Annotated in this window: 22 protein-coding genes and 1 pseudogene; 12 read left to right on the forward strand and 11 right to left on the reverse strand. The window is 52.7% G+C overall.

What is annotated here, in order from left to right; translation table 11 throughout:
• Positions 1–316 precede the first annotated feature (316 nt).
• From JMJ16_RS50645 to JMJ16_RS50665, 5 genes are all read left to right on the forward strand, one after another.
• Positions 317–604, forward strand: a complete 288-nt coding sequence (locus JMJ16_RS50645) for a hypothetical protein (RefSeq protein ID WP_201394065.1) — start codon at positions 317–319, stop codon at positions 602–604.
• Between the two features lie 473 nt (positions 605–1077).
• Positions 1078–1932 (forward strand): NmrA/HSCARG family protein, encoded by an 855-nt coding sequence (locus JMJ16_RS50650; RefSeq protein ID WP_201394067.1) that lies wholly within the window; start codon positions 1078–1080, stop codon positions 1930–1932.
• A gap of 824 nt (positions 1933–2756) precedes the next feature.
• Entirely contained in the window at positions 2757–3476 is a 720-nt protein-coding gene (locus JMJ16_RS50655; RefSeq protein ID WP_201394069.1) for a transposase, read from the forward strand.
• Between the two features lie 49 nt (positions 3477–3525).
• Positions 3526–3840: a transposase gene (locus JMJ16_RS50660; RefSeq protein WP_201394071.1), complete on the forward strand. Its 315-nt coding sequence runs from the start codon at positions 3526–3528 to the stop codon at positions 3838–3840.
• Positions 3837–4187 carry a hypothetical protein gene (locus JMJ16_RS50665; protein WP_201394073.1) on the forward strand — a complete coding sequence of 117 codons (351 nt, stop codon included), beginning with the start codon at positions 3837–3839 and terminating at the stop codon, positions 4185–4187. Before JMJ16_RS50660 ends, JMJ16_RS50665 begins: the two co-directional genes overlap by 4 nt.
• Positions 4188–4209: 22 nt before the next feature.
• On the opposite strand, the gene JMJ16_RS50670 is transcribed toward JMJ16_RS50665, so the two are convergent.
• On the reverse strand, positions 4210–4437 hold the full coding sequence (locus JMJ16_RS50670) for a hypothetical protein (protein ID WP_201394074.1): 228 nt from the start codon (positions 4435–4437) through the stop codon (positions 4210–4212).
• 1014 nt (positions 4438–5451) lie between these two features.
• On the reverse strand, positions 5452–6216 hold the full coding sequence (locus tag JMJ16_RS50675) for a hypothetical protein (protein WP_201394075.1): 765 nt from the start codon (positions 6214–6216) through the stop codon (positions 5452–5454).
• A gap of 21 nt (positions 6217–6237) precedes the next feature.
• Between JMJ16_RS50675 and JMJ16_RS50680 the strand changes: the two genes are divergently transcribed.
• Positions 6238–6378, forward strand: coding sequence for a hypothetical protein (locus JMJ16_RS50680; protein ID WP_201394076.1), 141 nt, complete (start codon positions 6238–6240; stop codon positions 6376–6378).
• Positions 6379–6719: 341 nt separating this feature from the next.
• On the opposite strand, the gene JMJ16_RS50685 is transcribed toward JMJ16_RS50680, so the two are convergent.
• The 5 genes from JMJ16_RS50685 to JMJ16_RS50705 form a co-directional block, all read right to left on the reverse strand.
• The gene (locus tag JMJ16_RS50685) at positions 6720–7298 is read right to left on the reverse strand and encodes an RNA polymerase sigma factor (RefSeq protein ID WP_201394077.1); all 579 of its coding nucleotides are present in this window, start codon (positions 7296–7298) and stop codon (positions 6720–6722) included.
• Positions 7299–7491: 193 nt separating this feature from the next.
• Positions 7492–9003, reverse strand: a complete 1512-nt coding sequence (locus JMJ16_RS50690) for an IS1182 family transposase (protein WP_236602147.1) — start codon at positions 9001–9003, stop codon at positions 7492–7494.
• Positions 9004–9191: 188 nt separating this feature from the next.
• The gene (locus JMJ16_RS50695) at positions 9192–9506 is read right to left on the reverse strand and encodes an EthD family reductase (protein ID WP_201394078.1); all 315 of its coding nucleotides are present in this window, start codon (positions 9504–9506) and stop codon (positions 9192–9194) included.
• A gap of 28 nt (positions 9507–9534) precedes the next feature.
• Positions 9535–11037, reverse strand: a complete 1503-nt coding sequence (locus JMJ16_RS50700; RefSeq protein ID WP_201394079.1) for an MFS transporter — start codon at positions 11035–11037, stop codon at positions 9535–9537.
• Between the two features lie 14 nt (positions 11038–11051).
• Complete coding sequence (locus tag JMJ16_RS50705) at positions 11052–11237, reverse strand: hypothetical protein (RefSeq protein WP_201394080.1); 186 nt, start codon at positions 11235–11237, stop codon at positions 11052–11054.
• A gap of 467 nt (positions 11238–11704) precedes the next feature.
• Between JMJ16_RS50705 and JMJ16_RS50710 the strand changes: the two genes are divergently transcribed.
• Positions 11705–12766: a sigma-70 family RNA polymerase sigma factor gene (locus JMJ16_RS50710; RefSeq protein WP_236602121.1), complete on the forward strand. Its 1062-nt coding sequence runs from the start codon at positions 11705–11707 to the stop codon at positions 12764–12766.
• Positions 12767–12834: 68 nt separating this feature from the next.
• Here the strand turns inward: JMJ16_RS50710 and JMJ16_RS50715 are convergent, their stop codons facing one another.
• Positions 12835–13233, reverse strand: coding sequence for a transposase (locus JMJ16_RS50715; protein WP_236602148.1), 399 nt, complete (start codon positions 13231–13233; stop codon positions 12835–12837).
• Positions 13118–14290 carry an IS701 family transposase gene (locus JMJ16_RS50720; RefSeq protein ID WP_201394087.1) on the reverse strand — a complete coding sequence of 391 codons (1173 nt, stop codon included), beginning with the start codon at positions 14288–14290 and terminating at the stop codon, positions 13118–13120. The genes JMJ16_RS50715 and JMJ16_RS50720 overlap by 116 nt, the downstream gene beginning before the upstream one ends.
• A gap of 82 nt (positions 14291–14372) precedes the next feature.
• Here JMJ16_RS50720 and JMJ16_RS50725 point away from each other — a divergent pair, with 82 nt between their 5' ends.
• From JMJ16_RS50725 to JMJ16_RS50740, 4 genes are all read left to right on the forward strand, one after another.
• Positions 14373–14549 carry a hypothetical protein gene (locus tag JMJ16_RS50725; protein WP_201394089.1) on the forward strand — a complete coding sequence of 59 codons (177 nt, stop codon included), beginning with the start codon at positions 14373–14375 and terminating at the stop codon, positions 14547–14549.
• A gap of 25 nt (positions 14550–14574) precedes the next feature.
• Positions 14575–15009, forward strand: coding sequence for a transposase (locus tag JMJ16_RS50730; RefSeq protein ID WP_236602149.1), 435 nt, complete (start codon positions 14575–14577; stop codon positions 15007–15009).
• A 153-nt stretch (positions 15010–15162) separates the two neighbouring features.
• Entirely contained in the window at positions 15163–15741 is a 579-nt protein-coding gene (locus JMJ16_RS50735) for a hypothetical protein (RefSeq protein WP_201394093.1), read from the forward strand.
• 83 nt (positions 15742–15824) lie between these two features.
• A complete protein-coding gene (locus JMJ16_RS50740; RefSeq protein ID WP_236602122.1) occupies positions 15825–16310 on the forward strand; it encodes a hypothetical protein in 486 nt (161 codons plus the stop codon).
• A gap of 249 nt (positions 16311–16559) precedes the next feature.
• On the opposite strand, the gene JMJ16_RS50745 is transcribed toward JMJ16_RS50740, so the two are convergent.
• Positions 16560–17381 carry an IS6 family transposase gene (locus JMJ16_RS50745; RefSeq protein ID WP_201394095.1) on the reverse strand — a complete coding sequence of 274 codons (822 nt, stop codon included), beginning with the start codon at positions 17379–17381 and terminating at the stop codon, positions 16560–16562.
• Between the two features lie 90 nt (positions 17382–17471).
• On the opposite strand from JMJ16_RS50745, the pseudogene JMJ16_RS55580 reads away from it, so the two are divergent.
• Positions 17472–17669 (forward strand): annotated as a pseudogene (locus tag JMJ16_RS55580) (IS6 family transposase); the annotation flags it as partial.
• 178 nt (positions 17670–17847) lie between these two features.
• Here JMJ16_RS55580 and JMJ16_RS50750 read toward each other — a convergent pair.
• Complete coding sequence (locus tag JMJ16_RS50750; protein ID WP_201394096.1) at positions 17848–18540, reverse strand: helix-turn-helix transcriptional regulator; 693 nt, start codon at positions 18538–18540, stop codon at positions 17848–17850.
• Positions 18541–18553 lie beyond the last annotated feature (13 nt).

Below are 18553 nucleotides of genomic sequence, written 5' to 3' on the forward strand. Positions count from 1 at the left end.
TCTAATTTGGTCCCTTGCCGTATCCTCCTTCTTTCTTCTTTTGGCGGCACTTGCCCTCCTCCTCGCGTTCACCCTGGAGCATGAATTTCACTCATTCTTGCGCTACATTTTCTTTGGTTCTCTTGCTCTCGCTATCGAGAAGGTACACCCCTGCAGGATACCCTCAACGCTCACAACGGACAGTAGCCTGCTGACACCTGAAACAAAAGCCGGGAGACTCTCTCTCAGCCACCTCCCGGCACGCTTCATCTACACAGTTATGGCAGACGAGAAAAGGCGTCCCCTCGCGCCAATTTCTAAGAAGAAGGATAGTATCATGACCATGGAACAGGAGTCCTTTCTCCCATCGGCCACAACCTCAGCCACTCCTAGCAATGCACAATCTTCAGCACACATCTTCCTCCCCGAGGGCGCCACCTACCCGCCTCCACATCGTGCGTGTTTCGTTTGCCAGCAACGCGCCTGGATCTGGGCTGGAGATCGCTCTATCTGCGGATGCGGCGCGCCACAACACCAGGAGCGTGAGACCTGGTCCTGGGTCAACAATTCCTCAGCGAAGGCCTCCTCTTTTATGCCTGTCCATAGACACCAAGAGAGCATGTAACATTTTGGGAAATTTTCATACGTGGCTCCTCTTTCGAGGCTCACTGACACCTAGTATGGGAAGCAAAGACAGCAATTGTGGGATTTTTCACACGAGGTGAGCTGAGGCAAAGACAAGCATTATGATATCCTACACACAAGCACCTAGCGCCTGCATATCTAGGAAACCGCTCCCCATTCAGGGCATCAGCACAAAATAGCGTCAATAACCCGGCTTTCAAGGGAATTTTGCGCCCACTCTCCTGGGCCTTCCTCGTTGAGATTTCCCGTGTGGATCCCTTCCTGTTCTTTTGTTCAGGGAGTATCTCTTCTTTTGTCCAGTGACGATACCACATGCTCTCGCCTATACTCTGGTCACAAGCCCTCGGTTGCTTCATCCAGCAACGGACGGAGCCTTCTCTGGTGGAGTCTCTTGGCTCCAAATGAAAAGAAGTGGGGGTTTCTCACCCAAACATGTCATGCAAGGAGAAAACAATGTCTCATAATGGAAAAACGATATTGGTTTTGGGGGCGACTGGACGGCAGGGAGGCGCTACTGTACGCCAGTTACTTACTCGTGGTTGGAACGTGAGAGCGCTCGTGCGTCATACTGATACTCCCGGCGCACGAGACCTTCAGTCTCAAGGAGTTGAATTGGTACAAGGAGATCTTGACCAGCTTATTTCATTGCGCAACGCACTGGAGAGCGTTTATGGCGTTTTTAGTGTTCAGACCTCTTTCAGCGAGGGGGGCCTTGAGGCAGAAGTGCGCTGGGGAAAAGCGATCGCTGATGCGGCGCTCGCAGCAGGGATCTCGCACTTTGTCTACTCTTCAGTCGGTGCAGCTGAACGCAACAGTGGGATTGGGCACTTCGAAAGTAAGTGGCAGATTGAACAGCATATTCGTGCATTGGGTCTACCTGCAACCATTCTCCGTCCCACCTTTTTTATGAGCAACCTGACCTCTCCCGTTGTGGCCCAGTCTGAGGGATCAATGCTCATCCGTTTTGGCGTGCATGCGGATGCTGTGATCCAGATGATTACTGTTGAGGATATCGGCGCGTTTGCAGCCCTGGCCTTTGAACATCCAGACCTCTACCTGGGCAAAGAACTCGAACTTGCTGGAGACGAGATCACCTTCGTTCAGGCCGCAGCAACGATTGAGCGCTACACCGGGATCCCTACCCGTTTTGAGGAATTGCCATCGGGAGGTGAACCAATGTTTGAGTGGTTCAACACCCATGTCCATCAAGCCAACATTTCCGAACTTCGTCGGATGCATCCCTCATTAATGACACTGGAGACTTGGTTATCTCAGTCGAACTGGCAACCACCACAGCATAAGGAATGAGCGTATGAACGCTACAATAATTCCATTCGTTCCGAGAGTGAAGAGAGAGGTCTATTGGAACAGGCGAGTCTTGCCGATATGCATTTTTCAGAAGAGAGAGACAGCTCAAACTGAAGTCCATTCCCTCAACACGTTGCAGTCATTTCCAAAAAACACCAAATCTTGGCTCAACCGGTCAAGATTTGGTTGGAAAGAGTGCAATGAAGCGATTGATTTTAGAGGAAGAGGAAGGCCCAGGAGAGTGGGCGCAAAATTCCCTTGAAAGCCGGGTTATTGACACTATTTTGTGCTGATGCCCTGAATGGGGAGCGGTTTCCTAGATATGCAGGCGCTAGGTGCTTGTGTTTCAGGGCTAAAGCTTCCCTTTGAGGGCTAAACCTGCTCACATTTCTAGGCATTTATTACGAATTTACAAAAACAGTGCGCAACCATCCGCCTCTGGAGCGGCCTTTCAATTGCTCAATGGTTGAGATGTTCACTCTTCGCGCCGAGTGTTCACTCTTCACCCAAAAATCTGTCAACTCGTCGCACTTACACACAACAATCTTGATACCTAGTGAGGAAGTAGTAGTATGTTCTAAGAGAGGTACTCGAAGGTAGCTCCTTCGAGAAGTGGGAACTGGAGAACCCTTTCCCACTTATGGAGATCGACTCTTTGGTAGTAAATGGGGGATGTGTTCTGATCCTTCATAAGTCTATGAGGACGGATTCCCAGACCTTTTGTGTGTATTTGGGTAAAACACATCCACAGTTCCTGGCCTCTCTCCCCGAAACTGGCTCGGTTCTGTAATGCAGTGCGAGTTCCCTTGTGGAGGACTTCATTCATGGCTCGCGCAAAGAAAGCATCTCCTGACCTGACACTCATGCCGATGTTTCCTCATGAAACGATCTACATCGGAGTCGATATCGGCAAATCACGACATGTGGCTGGTTTTCTCTCCCGAACGCTGCTCAAACGCCACCAGCGCTTTGAGGGATGTCCAACCTTCACGTTTGAGCAGTCACGCGAAGGCTTCCGGGCCTTTGTCGATCGCATCCAGGAGTACACCTCCATTGAACAGGCAACGGTCCTCCTTGAGCACACTGGCCACTATCACAAAAATCTTGAGCAGTATTTGCTGGATCTGGATATTACAGTGTATCGGATTCATGGCAAGAACGCCCCAAAGGCATGCTCAAAACCGATAAACGGGATGCCCTCAGCCTGGCGAATCGGCTCTACACGCAACTCGAACTGGGCGCGAAGGCGAGAAGACAAAATGCAGTTGGTCCGACGGACTCTTCCCCCAACGCCAGCGGCAATGCACCTGCGAGGCTTCATACAACATCGCTATGAACTCTCACATCAATCTACGCAATTGAGAAACAAATTAACGGCCATCTGCGACGAGATTTTTCCTGAATTTACCCAGATTTTTCACGACCCAAATCGCGAAGTAGCCCTGGCATGCGCGGGAAACATTCCCCACACCACAGGAGATCGCCATCGTCAGCCTGTCTGCTCTCAGAGCAGTTCGTGCAAGGCATTTTCCTTCCGAAGCTAATCTCCTGCGTCTCCAGCAGCTCGCCCAGCAGAGCATTGGCATCACCAATGTGAATCGATTGCGAGGTCTGAAGATCGAGCAAGAACTGTTAATCAAAGAATTGCGGCTGGTCCAAGAACATATAGAACGTCTGGATACGGAGATTATCGATATTGTGAGGAATTGCCGAGAAGGACAGATCTTGCTCTCCATGCCGCCTATCGGAGTGGTGCAAGCGGCAACCATCATCGCTACTATTGGGAATATTGCCAACTTTGAGAAAGCGAGTGAGCTAAAGTGCTATTTCGGCTGGGCACCCAGGCGAGATCAAACGGGCATCTCTTTTGATCGAACCAAGCTCACGAGAAGAGGGTTCGTCCCATGAAGCAGATGCTCTATCTCATGGCTGCCCGATCCATTACCTTTGAGTGCGAATGGGCCAGAATCTACCAGCGACTGCTTCCTCGGCTCTGCACCTATGATGAGAGAATGAAGGACTACCGCGGCAAGAAGAGAGTTCTTGGGCGGATTGCTGGTCAGATGACTTCCATGATCTACGCGCTGCTTAAAACGGATCAGGAACCAGTGAGTAATATCCCATCAGGTCAGGAACTCCCGGCTCCCATGCTCTATGATCCAGAGGTGCATAGGAAGCATCGGGAAGGTCACTACCGTTCCCTGAAACCGGGTACCCTGACGAGAAAGATCATTCAACTGCCGAAGAAGACGTGATCCCTTGCTCCAACGGAGCCGCCTAAACGGTCCCCGAACGTTCTCCTGCTGACCATGAATAGTAACCTATTGACTTCTCCAACGTCTGCCGCTGCCCGAACCGCGTCCCCAACTTCCGGTGCGGGTTGCTTTCCAGAAAGCCTATGGCGTCAAGGTCGCGCAGGGGTGAAGAGGGTGGTAGGGGCGCGCTTGTATAGCCTTGACGCCATAGGCTACGCTTGGGCAACCGCACGGGAGGCATTAGGTCCATTACCTCTGCTTTTGGTGTGAATGTTATAAGTCTTACTACCCCAAGAGTAACAACATCTACTACGATGACTATTGGTGACTTTGCTTGAATTATCAAATATGCTATAGTACCTATATCACCTACTTCCTTATCGGGTAGGAATCCGCATTGGTTCTCAATGCAGCATGCGCGTCTTCCCTTGAGTAAGGAGGGCGCGCATTCATTTAGCAAACATGGAGTCATCACACAACTGGTTTCAGCCATAAACAAAGGTCAGGCAGTATTACAGGCTGAAACTATGAGGGGGCGCTCGCGGAATTCAACCGCATTCTTGCTCTTCACGAACATGATACGACGGCTCTTGGTTTGAGGGGATGACGTATTAACAAAACGTCATCATGGGTTGCCACGTTTCCTTTCTTGAAATAAACTGACTCTGCAATTATGCATGCGCTTGTGTAGTCACTAATAAAAGATGCTGTTAGGTTTTCCTTGCATCGAGGCCAAGCTATTTTCACTGAGCAACAGAGGTTATGGCGCAACCTGATACCCGCAATCGACCACACGTATGCATCCTGTGACTGGTGGCATCTCCACCAAATAGATAACCTCCTTGGCAAGGAACATCCACAGAACTATTGTTGGTATCAGCGTCTACACGTTCACTCCCATCACCCAGGCCTACCACACGAATCTGCTCCTTGCGGCTCGTCCTTGTGACATCGTACCTGATATCCCTGGAAGGCTCGTTGCAAGTGCAATCCCTATCACTCTTCTGAGGAGTCGGTTGCCTCGCGTTTCCCAGAGGAAGCGTTCGGTGATCTCCTTATGAGCGTTGCTCCTCTCCGAAAATCTCCTTCTATGCAGTGGAGCACACCATCTTGTATTCTTCGTAGTAGGTGTTTGCTCACAGCAGAGAGATGCCTCCATACGAAGGGAGGAAAGCAAGCCTCCTCCTTTCTGAAGATTGGCTTGCTCTCCTTTTTGCCTCTCTGATGAAACCAAGAGAGGCTCCTCTGCTCGCGATCAGAACGACTAAGGCAGTGTAAACGTGAACATCCAGGGAGCAAGAGATGGATCTGGTGAGGGCTTCGAGCCATCCGTTATATAACTCGATGTTCCATGTGCATCTTTCTCGAGGTGAAAATGTTGCACCTCTTTCGTCACTGTCAGCGTCCAGCTTCCATGCTTCTCAAAGAGCGGCTGGAAGAGCGAAATGCCTACGATGTTCGGGTCCTGATTCAAGAAAATGGGCACCTCCCCTCCGCCTCCATCTTGTAATGTGGGATCAGCTCCTGGATAGAGGCTTGAAAAAAAGATGTTCGGACTTCCAGGGTACCGATAGCCAGAGTAGGTTTGACCACCCACAGTCAGTTTGAGAGCATAGGACCAATCGGTATACTGTGCTGGAAGTGCCCCTGGCGCAGAGGGGGGAGTGGGAGGCGTCAGTCCACGAATATAGAGGCGGGTTTCTGATGGCGTCACCACGACCTTCTCAAGCGTGAGGGCGATCCCCTGAACACGTACCGTCTGATGGGGAGTAAGCACACGACCCGCATGAAAAGGAACGGTAAAGGAGAAGGTCACGGTATGGAGACACTCACTCGATGGGCAATCGACTCCCAGGCGTAGCACCAATGGTAAACTCTTGGGAGCCCCCTGGATCGTTGCTGCATCAAACGAGAAGACATGACCTTCTTTGCCATGATGAGGATCACTGGTATCATAGGCACTTGCGTCACCGATGGCGGCAAGTTTTCCCCCATTTTTGATCGTCAGCTCATTGTGATCGTTCATCATCAGCGCAGGTTCTTGCCACTCTTGCGCAGTATGTGCCCCAGGCAAGGTGGCAATGACGCCAATAAGGACCCGATTGGCATCGGCATAGACTTTCTCTACCGTGACACGATAGCCGCCAATCGTTTGCGTTTGATTGACCTTGGTAAACTGGTTGTCCTCTAAGAGTTTCTGCGTGGAGGAGCGAGCTTCCAGTAAAGAGGCCGCTCATGAGAGCGTCGAGGGCATGGGTAGAATACAGCGTAAAAGCACTTAACAGGAGCACCAGAACAAGACCCATCACGCCCAAACCCATACGCCGGAGGGGAAATGCTGGCCGAAACCAATGAGAAAGGGATCGATGTTCCACCCGAGAAGAGGCTGAGAGGTGCCTCGCTTGCAGGGAGAAGCGCCCCCAACTCAGCGAAGAGGGCAGTTCCTCTGCGGTATAGAGATCTTGCAAACGTGTTGCTTGCTCAATGAGCTGCTCATCGGCATGATTATCAAAAAGGTCTGCATACTGTGCATTACTCGGTTTCATGACAAGCCTCCTTGAGGGATTGTAACAGGCGCGCAAGTTGCTTTTTGATGGTATCTGGACGCTTGCCAATAATAGCGGCAATTTCAGGGACGGTCAGATCCGCGGCAAAGCGCAGGGCCAACAACTCACGCTTGTGGGCAGGTAAGGTCTGGAGCAGGTTTCTTACATGCGTGAAGGTTTCTTGACGCAGGACATAGGATTCTGGATCCTGCTCGGGTTTGCATACGACGGCTTCCGCAAAAGCATCCCAGGGAACCGTGGAAAAACGGCGACTGGAAACATTCACCGCAGTATGATGGGCAATACGAAACAGCCAGACGGAGAAAGGAACGCCGCGATACCGATACCTGGGCAAGGCCTGGAGCGCTTGGAGAAAGACCTGATGGGTCAGATCAGCCGCATCTTCTGCACTTTGCACTCGTGTACGTAAGTAGTAATACATGCGTTCCCGATACCGCAGATAGAGGGGCTCAAAGGCCGAAGGATTCGCCTGAGCCGCCTCTATCCACACAACCTCCAGGTCAGTATCATCGGAGACCGCTGGAGGCGCTAGAAATTTTTTCATAAATTCGTTTTCCATCTACATGTGTTTTTATCATCCACCTGGAATGAAGATCGATCTTCGTAGACGCTATATAAACACCGATGGACGAAAAAAGGGACACAATGTACGCCATAATATTGAGTTCTAACCAAAAAGTGGGGTGAAAAACGAGCAAGAACCTCGTCCTAGAACACCGGTCGAGAAATCACGCAGTCTACTGAAGCTTCGCCGAGAGTTGCTGGGAACGTGCCAGGATGTGTAAGTTGTGGACGACAGCGCAACGGCGCAGATCGAAAAGGTTCTTGCGCAGGCCGCGATAGCGGGCGCGTCGGCCTTGCCACCGACCAACATGCGCGAGGGTATGCTCCACTGCCACCCGCTCACGCAGCCGGGCGCGCCCTTGGGGCGTTTGTTGACGTTCTCGCAACTCGATAAGCAAAGCTTCATCAGGATGAATGCTCACACTCCGACCTTTGGCGCTGGTAGTGCATTGCTCTTTTAAGGGGCACTGCACACAGGTTTCTTTGGGAAAGTGAACCACGCCACCGGGTACAAAGGGCATCTCCTGTGCATTGGGACACCGAATCATCTGCCGTTCCCAATCCAAGGTAAAGGTCTGCTTAGCAAAGTGTTTACTCTCCCGCACCGGCCAGGCTTTGCAGTACACCTCCAGATCGTCGCTGCGCTCCCGGACCAAGTGGCTGCTTAAATAGGCCCGGTCGATGTGCAGTTCCTTTAAACAGATCTCTTGCCGCTCCAGATCTTCGCTGATGGCTTCCGTCACGCTGGCTTCCGGAAGATTGGCTGGCGTGATGCCCACCGCACGGATGAGATTCGTGTCCAGGTCATGCAGCACATGGCGTTTGTACCCATCTACTAGAACACTGCGACTTTTGCGTCCATGACGCATCTCGGAGTCTTCAACGCTGATGCGTCGGTCTTTGGCTACCCCTTTGATCAGACACTCTTTTCCCTTCTCATCCACTTGCACATCTTGTGCTTTCACCTGTTGAGCAATCGAGAGAGACGGCTGAGCCACGAGCGCATCTTCCTGTTGCAAGGTCTGCACCCAGGTCTCCACTGATCGCAACACGTTCAGGACCAAGGTGAGTGCCTCATCTTTCTCAATTTGTTGGTCCCAATCGCGATTCAACGCCGCTTTCAGGCTGCTCCCACAAATTAACTCGGCCTCCGCTTCGGACGCCACTTCCGCCAACTCCCTCTCCTGTTGGTCGGCCACGACGCGTATAACTTTTTTGAGCGCGTGTCCCACCAGATTGTACGTATCCTCGACACGCCCTGCTCCCCATAACGGACTACTATCCAGAGCAGCGCGTAATGGGCGGTCGCCAAAAGCCTGACTTTGGCTTGCAAGCTCAAGAGTTCGCTCGATCAATCGTCGATCCATCTGTGCCTCAATGAGCCGTTTGCGGAAGGCCACCAGCGTTCCTTTGCTGAACGGTGTTTGATCCATGTCCAGACAATCGAGTACTAACTGCCAGCGTCGATCCATGAGTGTTGCCTCAATGACCTCGTCATCCGAGACACCCGTGTATGCTTGAACAATGGTTGCCAGGGCTAATTGCGCTGGGGGAATGGGAGGCTGCCCACGGAGGCTCGGCGCATAGAGCGTCGCCAGTTCTTCTTGAAAAGCGTCATCAAAGAGTTCATGGCGGTGATGCCGGAGAAAAATAAACAGCTTCGCCCGTTTGATGCGTGCGATGATGGTTTGTTCAAGGAATGATAGTTCAACTGGAGGATGTCAGGCTGAAGGACGCATATGCTACTCGCTTTCCGAAAGCTCGCTGGAATGCTCTTGTTATCAAAAAGCGGACGAGAAGACGTGTTCTCGCCCGTTTTGCTAACAAGGTAAGGAAGATGCAAAAGAGGTCGCCTGTGTCGTCAGACGCACTCCTAGACTTCTTCCACCTCGTACACCATGCCCCGGAATCCGGTGCTGCTAGCTCTGGCTAAATTGGTGGCATCTTGCGCGGTGGCCTGGCCTTCAGGTGATTGGAATGCCTTCTGGAGAGCGTCCATGCTGTCCCACTCTAACTCGGCTATCCAGTAATAGGGTTCGCCTCCACGAATCGGCGTGGCGTGATGACCAATCGTATAGCGTCGCAGGTCAGGTAATTGTTTGATCAATGGGATCTGCACGTCGCGATAGTGGCACTCAAAGGCCACGGGATCTTCCGGAGTATTCCAGAGCACAAGAAATTTGACCATACAGTCCTCCTTGGTAGTATTCTACAAATTATCGTGGTGCCACTTCCTGAAGGGAGGTAATACTCACCTTCTCTCGGGCTGTATCACCCTGCCCTTTTTGGGGAGATCGCAGCAGCGAGACAGATAGCAACGTCGCGATTGCCAGCGCTACAAGAGCCGATACGGATGCGACAAAGGCTCGTCCATAGGGCAGAGCGGACAGACGAGCAATCTGTCCGAAGGTGGTGGGTCCCAACACGCCAAAGAAGATGATTCCTATCACCGCGACTCCTATGGCGTTAGAAAGCTGGACTGCGGTCGTCAATAAACCTGAAGCTGCACCAGCATCCTGAGATGGGATATCACTCAACACGACATTCATCAGAGGAGCACCGATCATACCTCCACCCAAACCGAAGACCAGCAGAGGCAGGAGCAACTGGTTCTGCGGTATTCGCATTCCAGCTTGCAACACTGCCGTGATGATCCAAAGTTCTCCTATGCCCATCACCATCGCCCCGCTACGCAGCACCCACTTGCCTCCTATGAGGGACACAACACGTGGGACCAGCAGTGAGGTGAAGAAGAAACCCAGGCCCATGGGCAGGTAAGTCAGCCCGGCAACCAGGGGTGAGAAGCCAAGCCCAAATTGCAGATAGAGGGCGAGTGTAAAGAACAGAGCGCCATTGGCACTATAAAAGACCAGGGCCGTGAGCATGCCTAAAACAAAGTTGCGCTGTCGGAACAGAGCAAGTGGGACGAGTGGCGAGCCTCCCTGCCGGGTCAGACCGTGCTCATAGAACACAAAGAGTGCTAACACTGGCACTGAGAAGAGCAGAGAGAGGAAGGTCCACAGAGGCCAACCAAGATCATGCCCTTCGATCAGCGGATAGGCCAGCAAAAAGAGTCCTACCGTCAAGATTCCCACCCCTATCAGATCCAGGTGACGGCTACTTCGCCGGGGGAACTCGCGAACCAGAGGAATAGATGCCAGCAAAGTCAGAACACCAACAGGAACGTTGATGAAAAAGATGCTACGCCAGCCTAAATCGAAAATATTACTGCCAATGAGTAGGCCTCCGACGATTTGCCCGGTGATTGACGCCAGGCCGAGAGTTGCACCGTAACAACCTAGCGCGATGGCACGTTGTGTACCGGCAAACGTGACCTGAATAAGCGCGATAACCTGGGGTATCATCAACGCAGCAGAACACCCTTGCACAAGCCGAAAGACAATCAGCATAGTGGCGTTGGGGGCGAAACCACAGAGCAGAGAAGTCAGCGTAAAACTGAGTATGCCCAATTGAAAGAGTCGTTTGCGTCCGTACAGGTCGCCCAGTCGCCCTCCTGTGATGAGCAGCACCGCATAGCAGAGAGTATAACCGGCAATGACCAGCTCAACCTGCGCGAAGGTACTGTGCAAACTCCGCTGAATTGAGGGGATGCCGACATTCACCACAAACATGTCCAGCGTCCCCATAAAGGTGCCGGCAAGAATGATGAGTAATGACCACCAGCGCCGTGAGGGAACTGGTTTCTCAAGAATGTGCATGACCTTTCACCTTTCTATCGTTTGAATTCAAAGATATCGGACACGGTCTGACGCACCCCTTCATACAGAGGATACGTCCTGGTATGAATGAGTGTCGGATGCTCGTCATCAAGAAAAAACTGATTGAAGCTGATGCCGACAGTTGGGGAGAAAGATGAGATCCGATAGAGCCCCTCTGCGATTTGATTGATCTGAGCCATGAATACCTTCTCCCTCTTCTGGTAGGATCGTGCCTGTTTGCCAATAGATACTCATGAAACTGTCGTGAAGAGCAAAACGGTGCGGTCTGAGAGGAGGTATTTTCAGCTTGCTATGACAAGTGATACACACGATTTTGGAACGCTCGGACGAGTGGCAAAGAACCTGCACCGTGTGGTAAAATGAGCGTGTTTGGCGCAAGAGTATCGCGACCTCCGGCCTGGTTGCATTGATGAGCAAGTCCAGGGACGCGCGTGCTGAGCAGAAAATACCTCCCATCAGACCGCACCGTTTTGCTCTTCACGACAGTTTCATAAGTATCTATCCGACTGGGGACGCTCCGAAGAGGGTTGCGTACTCGAGTAGAGCAGGTCGAAAAAGACGGGAAACACATCCAATAGCCCGGACAAGTGCGAGAGTTCCAGCAAACAGAACTCTCCCCAAAAACATGGCGACCAGGGGAAGTAGTGTGACAGAGAAACACAGGAAGACTGATCACGTTCACGAGGCTCTGATCACAGCTGTTGCTGCCTATGGCCAATCTGAGAGTGGCCTCTTGATAGAACCCTATCGCAGGGAGTTACTTCTGCACTGTTATCGCCTCCTGGGATCGTTGCACGATGCCGAGGATGCGGTGCAAGAAACCATGCTGCGGGCCTGGCGCCATTTTGACACATTTACGGATCGGGGTCCGGGATCGTTGCGTACCTGGCTGTACACGATTGCGACCAATACGAGCCTCGACACGCTCAAGAAACGCTCGCCGCGCACGCTGCCGACCGCAGCCTCTTCTGTGTCGGACCCATTGATTCCGATTGCTCCCAGGAGTGCCGAGACCCTTTGGCTTGAGCCTTTCCCTGACAGTTGGCTGGCTGCGACGGAGAACCCGGAAGCGCGCTATACCAGGTACGAGAGCGTTTCATTGGCCTTCCTCACGGCTCTTCAGTTGCTGCCCCCTCGCCAACGAGCCATCTTGCTTCTCTCAGATGTGCTGGACTGGCGTGCGAGCGAGATTGCGCACCTCCTTGAGATCTCGGTAGGAGCGGTGAAAAGCGCTCTGCACCGCGCCAGGGTGACGCTTGAGAAAAACTATCAACGTGAGCCCTCTGAGGTGGTGCAGTCTGGTCGCACGGATGCCACAATGAACTCGTTGCTCGCGCGCTATCTGCAAGCGTGGGAGACTGACGATGTGGATGGACTCGTGGCGCTTCTGAAAGAAGACGCGACGTTTTCTATGCCACCAGTCCCTTCGTGGTATCAGGGACGAGATGCAATTCGTACCATGTTCCTTGCCGCTGTCTTCCCATCTGGTGTGCAGAAGCGGTGGCGTTTATATCCGACGCGTGCCAATGGACAGCCAGCAGTTGCTTTGTACCGAGCTGACGAAGCGACAAAATCCTATCGGGCGTTCGGGATTCAGGTCATCACTCTTGATGTTTCGCGGCTTCCCAAGCAGATTGCTGAGGTGACGGCTTTCCTTGGTCCGGAGATTGTCACCTCCTTCGGATTCCCGCTTCAACTCCCCCAATAAAGGCACTGTCCCTCGCTTGCACCTCATTGGTTTTCCAAGCACGGCATTTCTTGACCGGTGTTCTAGTACTACTTTGTTAGTTTCTTCTGGGGCGGAAGAACTCGATCTGCTGGGTGTGAATGAGCCACCAGACGAGATCCTGGAACAGCCAGAGCAGCATCTGGCGATGCACGCCAGGTAGCGAGCTTCGCATGCCGCAGGGGGGAAAACGCCTCATCGGGAGGCGAAGAAAGGGTGAGACGAAAGAGCATGAGGAAACTGTAGGTCAGCATGACGAGAGCCAGATGCCGATGCAGGCCGTTCCAACTGCGTCCCTGGAAGTGATCGAAGCCGCATTCCTGTTTGGCATCCTCATAAAACTGCTCGATGACCCAGCGAGCGTGGGCCAGCAGAACCAATCGTTCCAAGGAGGTTTCGAGGGGCAGGGTGCTGAAGCGATACGCGCGTTTGCTCTGGCTTCTTGCCAGCCTTTTCAGCACTCGATGTTTCCTGCTTGTTGGTGTCTGCTTCAGGCAGAGGGCGCTCAGCCAGCAGCCAGCCCTCTGGTCCGGTTTGTACCCGACTGTGACTGGTGGAGTGCCGAGGCGAACCGGTCACCCAATGCACGCGGATGGCGACTGCCTGCACCTGCATCGTGCCCTTTGTTCCTTCGCGCCAGGAGATGGTTCGCCAGGCAGAGGCGGGCAACGCTTCGATCAGGTCTTTGACCGTGTGCAGCGGGGCTGGACGTGGTTTGCGGGGCTGTCCACGTCCTTGATAGGTGGGCAACTGGAGCGCGACAGCTTGCACTTCGGCGGGCAACCGGCAGCCGAACGTGCTCTCAACCGCGCAGATGTAGGGGATCTGGCGCTCGTCGAGGCCGCGCAGAAAGTTGGGATTGTCTCCATAGCCTGCGTCGACCACCACCATTGCGATCGGGACACCCCACTGCCTGGCGCGATCTAGCAGTCCCAGCGCAATTTCCGGCTTGGTCTGCTGGCTGATCGACTTCGGGACCTGTGCCTGCTTACGGCGCTCGGCATCCTGCATCCAGGCTTGCGGCAGAAAGAGTTGGGCGCTCACGGGCCAGTGGAAAGGTGTGCTGCTTGCCGGATCATCAGCGAGAAACTCAGCACTGACCACGACCTGGCAGTTGCCAATCTTGCCGAGGGTCCCTGAGTATTGCGGAAAGACGCCGACCGAGGCGCTCCCTTTCTTCGGCAGGCCAGTATCGTCGAGAACGAGGATGCCATCCGCTACAGGATGCAAGGCCAGTAAGCGCTTCACGCGTGCTTCGTCCAACTCCAACGGGTCCCAGGCCGCGTCAGTTAACAGGTGTTGCAAGCGCTCAACGGTGGTTCCTGCGACCACGTCTGCGATGGTGTCACACGTTTTGTGAGGCAAGTCGGTGAGCAGTCCAGTCAGGTAGCGCTCCATACTGTCTCGGCTGGTATGTCGGCGGAACAGCGGGGCAAATGGTTCCAGGAATGCTGCCAGTTCTGGTAGGGGTTCGGGTGAGGCTTTGGGCACTCGATTCTTGTTCATGTCTCCATTCTATCACTGAAACTACCAAAGTAGTACTAGTTCCACTGTCTATGACCGATTCCGCCAATGGGAAGCCCAAGGGGTGTTTGCTCGCCTTTGGGAGGCAGGTCTGCACCTCTACGATGAGTTGCAAGGCATTGGTTGGGACTGGCAGAGCCTCGATAGCTCGATGTGCAAAGCCCCTTTCGCCCAAGCCGCAGTCGGACCCGCTCCCACCGATCGCGGCAAGCAGGGAACCCGCACGGAGCATCCTCTGTGATCGTAGAGGGCTTCCCTTGGCGTTGGTGATTGACGGGGCCAACCGCCATGATATGAAGCTGGTCGCTACAACCTTGGAGCATCATGCCATTGCACGCCATGAACCTACTGTTGAGCATCCCCAGCATCTGTGTCTGGATGCTGGCTATGATTACGATGTGATCTACAGTCTGCTCTATGAGGAAGGCTATGAGCCACATGTGCGTCTCAATCGCCATAATCATGTTTGGTATTGGCAAGCGCTTTCGCAACAAGGAGAGACCCAGGAATCTGCCAATGCTTTGGAAACGACCAAAGTTCCCAGACGTTGGGTGGTCGAGCGCCTTTTCTCCTGGCTCAACCGCTGGCGTCGAATCATCATTCGCTGGGAAAAGTTGGACCACACCTATGATGCCTTCCTGCGTTTGGCCTGTGCTCTCATTTGTTTCCATCATTGTGAACGTCTTTCAGTTTTCGGATAAGCTCTTAAAAGAACTTTATGGCTTCATAAAGGCTACCGAAAAGTAGGTTTTTTTACGTCGGTGACAACTTGACTTTTCTATTATTTTGATGTGTCATAAAAGAATATTCCAACGGTAGAAATGTCAATCATCAAAGAAATGAGATATAAGTGAATGCCAAAAGAACGAGACTTGCAGGCAGAAGAGATTGAACTCTTATTACAGGATCTTGGTAGAGAGTTCAGCAGACGCAAGTTACAACCTGTACGGGTGATGTTTGTGGGAGGAGTGTATATGCTGTTGGTGGCTCAGTCCCGCCTCATTACCCATGATATTGATATATTTCCCTTGAACTTCATGGATTCATCCAAACCTGAGAGAGATGAAACGTCACGCCAGATTCAAACGGCAATCAATGCCGTTGCCAGCCGCCACAAACTGAAACGAGACTGGTTTAACGACCATGCATTCGGTGTTATTGGTGCGCTCAAGCCCGACGACAAGGAACTGCGGCACTGGAAATCCTATGATGCGCTAGAAATTTATCTCCCCGCGGATGAATTTATCCTGATGACGAAAATTTACAGCTATCGAGACAAGGACTATGGCGATGTGCAAACCCTCATCAAACGCACCGGTATTTCCACGCGAGAGCAGGCACAGGCCCTCATGGACAAATATATGAGCCGCAAAATGCAAAATGAGTGTTTTGTGAGCTATACACTCGATATGTTTTTTGAGGAGGAGGAGTGAGAGGAGAGCAGCACAGGTATTGCTCTCCTCTTTTTTTCTCTGCTGCGAGTAGGTATAATAGGGATGAGGAGGTTTGTGAGAACATGTTTGCCCTAGATGTACCCCAGACAATAGCGGAAGCATTCCGCCAAATTCACAATGGTGAAGACCCATGGCAAGCCATTGGCAACTTTAGTCATGACTGGTACGGGAACTATCCCACACCAGAACAACGCTGTGCCCTGGTGGCAGAGCCTATCAAAATCGGACTGAGCGAGCCAGAACATGAGGCAAGCCAAAGCCCGGAGCAACAGATGCAGCTCCGTCAATGGGCGGCATTCTGCGCCGCCAGCGTGGAGTACCTGTGTAAGCAGGCGAGGTTGGAGGTTCCTGCCTGGGTGCAAAATGCCGACTACATTTTGTCGGAGGACCAGTCTTTCTATACCTCCCCTGCCGCCGCAACAAAGCCAAAAGTACGCGAGCGCCTACGCCAACAGGCCCCAGAAGCATTTCGCCGTCGTAACGTGTTTTGTAGTAATCGTGTGTATGCAAACAAATACACAGCAACGCCCATTCACAAGATCGCTTAAGAGACCGTTTCACCACCTCCTTGCAGATCCAGGCTCCTCAGGCCCAGGAAAAAGGGGGAAACACCCTCCTCCAAGTAGAGATACGGCTATAGGACTTATCAGTCGAATGCGAGCTTTAGCATTCGACATTGTCGCCAGCTGCTTTGGCAGCGCTTTGCCCATGCGGGGTATTTCCTTGGTTCTGTCAGAACTGAGAGCACAAAAGTCATAGAAAGAGGTGAAAGCTCCTCAATTCATCATCCATTGGGTTTATAAAGCCATCCGCATTAGAAGTTGCAAGGCAGCAGGCCTTTCACGGAACAATTGTCGTTGTTCTGCCAGTGACATTGTTTTTCCCGTGGCGTGACGTAGGCGAAAATAGTTACGCAATTCGTCAAAAGCACAGCAAAAACGAGCTGCTGATTTGAAATTACCAAAGCCACGCATTGGATAGTAGCGCTGTTTCACTCCCCGATGATCTTGCTCCAGCAGATTATTGAGATATGTATTGGGACGATGCTGCACACTGCTCCCAAGGATCTCACGTACTGCTCGTGGGTAGGAAGTATGCCCGTCTGTTGTTACGCGCTCTGGAGCATGGCCAACAATGGTGAGAGCCTGCTTGAAAAATCGCTGGGCAGCCTCCATATCTCGTTTCTTGCTGAGGCGCGAATCAACGAGATTGCCATCCTCATCAAGAGATCGATAGAGGTAGCACCACTTCCCATGGACCTTGAGATAGGTTTCATCGACATACCATGATCTCCCAGCTTGCCCGCGTCGTTTAGCCCGCAACTGTTCTGCCATGAGTGGGGCAAAGCGCGTTTCCCACTCACGAACTGCCTCGTGGGTGAACTCCCAGCCGCGTTCCAGAAACATTTCCGCGAGATCTCGCAAGCTCAACTTGTATCGGAGCCGCCACAGGACGACCAGAAGAACACTATCTGTAGGAGATTCCAGGAAATTGAACGGCGTTCCTGTGCGTTCGTTGAAGCGGTGCTTGCAAGCTGAGCAACGGAATCTTCGATAGCCGAGCGTAGTCTTCTGGGGTTGCTCTCTCGTGGTAGCTGAGGCACCATATGGGCAATTCATGAATCACTCCTTCTTCGATGGGTCGTTATTCTCAGCATGCCTTGCAAATGATAGATAGGACAAGCTTTGCTCTGAATTCTGACAAAACCACCGACTCGACTGCGCGAAAAGAAGATGCGAAGGTTCACATCAGCCCGCACAGGCGCAACGCTTTCTTTCGGCCTTTGTCCCATCTCAGGGCATTTCCAGCCGCGACGTCACCGCTTGCGTGCCGGAGAATATCGTGCTATTTTGCAGGGACGATTCCAGCGATGGAATGAGGTGACTGGGATCAAACAGGTCGCATAATCACACAAACTGCCCCACGTCCCGTTGACCTTCCATGTTTTCCCCCTCTAACTCATCAGTATCTCTCGTTTTTATGAATAAGTTGACAATGCCTGGAGGATTGGTCTGGTGTGCACGAGGGAGAAAGCACCGTCAGGACTCCGAAGAACAAGACTGGGCCACGCGAGATCGCAGCTTCTCAATGTTTCTCGCTCACCTGGATACCGAAGTGCTTTTGGAGCTGCTGCTTGCCTTCTTCAGTCACAATGGTGGCACGCGTGCCTTGCTGCTTCACAATCCAACCTCGTTCGACCAGTTGCCTCCAAAGAGCTCCGCCCAGTGCCCCTCCCAGGTGAGGACGGCGCTCAGTCCAATCGGGACAGGCGAAGGCAAAACGACGGCGAAGGCTTCGCACCGCTCCCAAGTCCAATCCCAGCTTTCCAAAGACCTCTTCCCCTCGCAAACCCAATTCGACGTTGCCACGTTGCTCAGACGGAGCGGTAATGGCTTGCTGGTAGAGTAAGGCGTCGAAGAGCGCAACCCCATAGCGGCCGGCGAGATGATCATAGCAGGTGCGAGCGGCGATCATTTGTGGCGATTTCCCCTGCCTGGCGGGGACCACTCCGGCCACCAGGGACAAAGATTCTATCAATTGCCCAACAGACGCATCATGCAAGGTATAGACAATCTGCCGCCGGTCGCGGGTCGCACGCACCAACTTCCGCTCACGCAGCAGGGCCAAGTGGTTCGAGACTTTGGACTGCGTTGCTTCCGTGAGCGACATCAATTCCGACACCGTCGCCGGACCCTCCATGAGGTGCTGGAGGATGCTCAATCGCAATGGGTCGGCCAGTGCTTGTGCTAGTCCAACAATCAAGGTGTGTTCTTCCATCTCTAGATCTCCT

This window comes from Ktedonobacter sp. SOSP1-52, from assembly GCF_016587395.1.

Excerpts from the sequence above, each read along its gene's own strand:
- JMJ16_RS50645 (WP_201394065.1), top strand. The coding sequence starts at position 317 with ATGACCATGGAACAGGAGTCCTTTCTCCCATCGGCCACAACCTCAGCC.
- JMJ16_RS50650 (WP_201394067.1), top strand. The coding sequence starts at position 1,078 with ATGTCTCATAATGGAAAAACGATATTGGTTTTGGGGGCGACTGGACGG.
- JMJ16_RS50655 (WP_201394069.1), top strand. The coding sequence starts at position 2,757 with ATGGCTCGCGCAAAGAAAGCATCTCCTGACCTGACACTCATGCCGATG.
- JMJ16_RS50665 (WP_201394073.1), top strand. The coding sequence starts at position 3,837 with ATGAAGCAGATGCTCTATCTCATGGCTGCCCGATCCATTACCTTTGAG.
- JMJ16_RS50670 (WP_201394074.1), bottom strand. The coding sequence starts at position 4,437 with ATGGACCTAATGCCTCCCGTGCGGTTGCCCAAGCGTAGCCTATGGCGT.
- JMJ16_RS50675 (WP_201394075.1), bottom strand. The coding sequence starts at position 6,216 with ATGATGAACGATCACAATGAGCTGACGATCAAAAATGGGGGAAAACTT.
- JMJ16_RS50685 (WP_201394077.1), bottom strand. The coding sequence starts at position 7,298 with ATGAAAAAATTTCTAGCGCCTCCAGCGGTCTCCGATGATACTGACCTG.
- JMJ16_RS50695 (WP_201394078.1), bottom strand. The coding sequence starts at position 9,506 with ATGGTCAAATTTCTTGTGCTCTGGAATACTCCGGAAGATCCCGTGGCC.
- JMJ16_RS50700 (WP_201394079.1), bottom strand. The coding sequence starts at position 11,037 with ATGCACATTCTTGAGAAACCAGTTCCCTCACGGCGCTGGTGGTCATTA.
- JMJ16_RS50705 (WP_201394080.1), bottom strand. The coding sequence starts at position 11,237 with ATGGCTCAGATCAATCAAATCGCAGAGGGGCTCTATCGGATCTCATCT.
- JMJ16_RS50720 (WP_201394087.1), bottom strand. The coding sequence starts at position 14,290 with ATGAACAAGAATCGAGTGCCCAAAGCCTCACCCGAACCCCTACCAGAA.
- JMJ16_RS50735 (WP_201394093.1), top strand. The coding sequence starts at position 15,163 with ATGCCAAAAGAACGAGACTTGCAGGCAGAAGAGATTGAACTCTTATTA.
- JMJ16_RS50740 (WP_236602122.1), top strand. The coding sequence starts at position 15,825 with ATGTTTGCCCTAGATGTACCCCAGACAATAGCGGAAGCATTCCGCCAA.
- JMJ16_RS50745 (WP_201394095.1), bottom strand. The coding sequence starts at position 17,381 with ATGAATTGCCCATATGGTGCCTCAGCTACCACGAGAGAGCAACCCCAG.
- JMJ16_RS50750 (WP_201394096.1), bottom strand. The coding sequence starts at position 18,540 with ATGGAAGAACACACCTTGATTGTTGGACTAGCACAAGCACTGGCCGAC.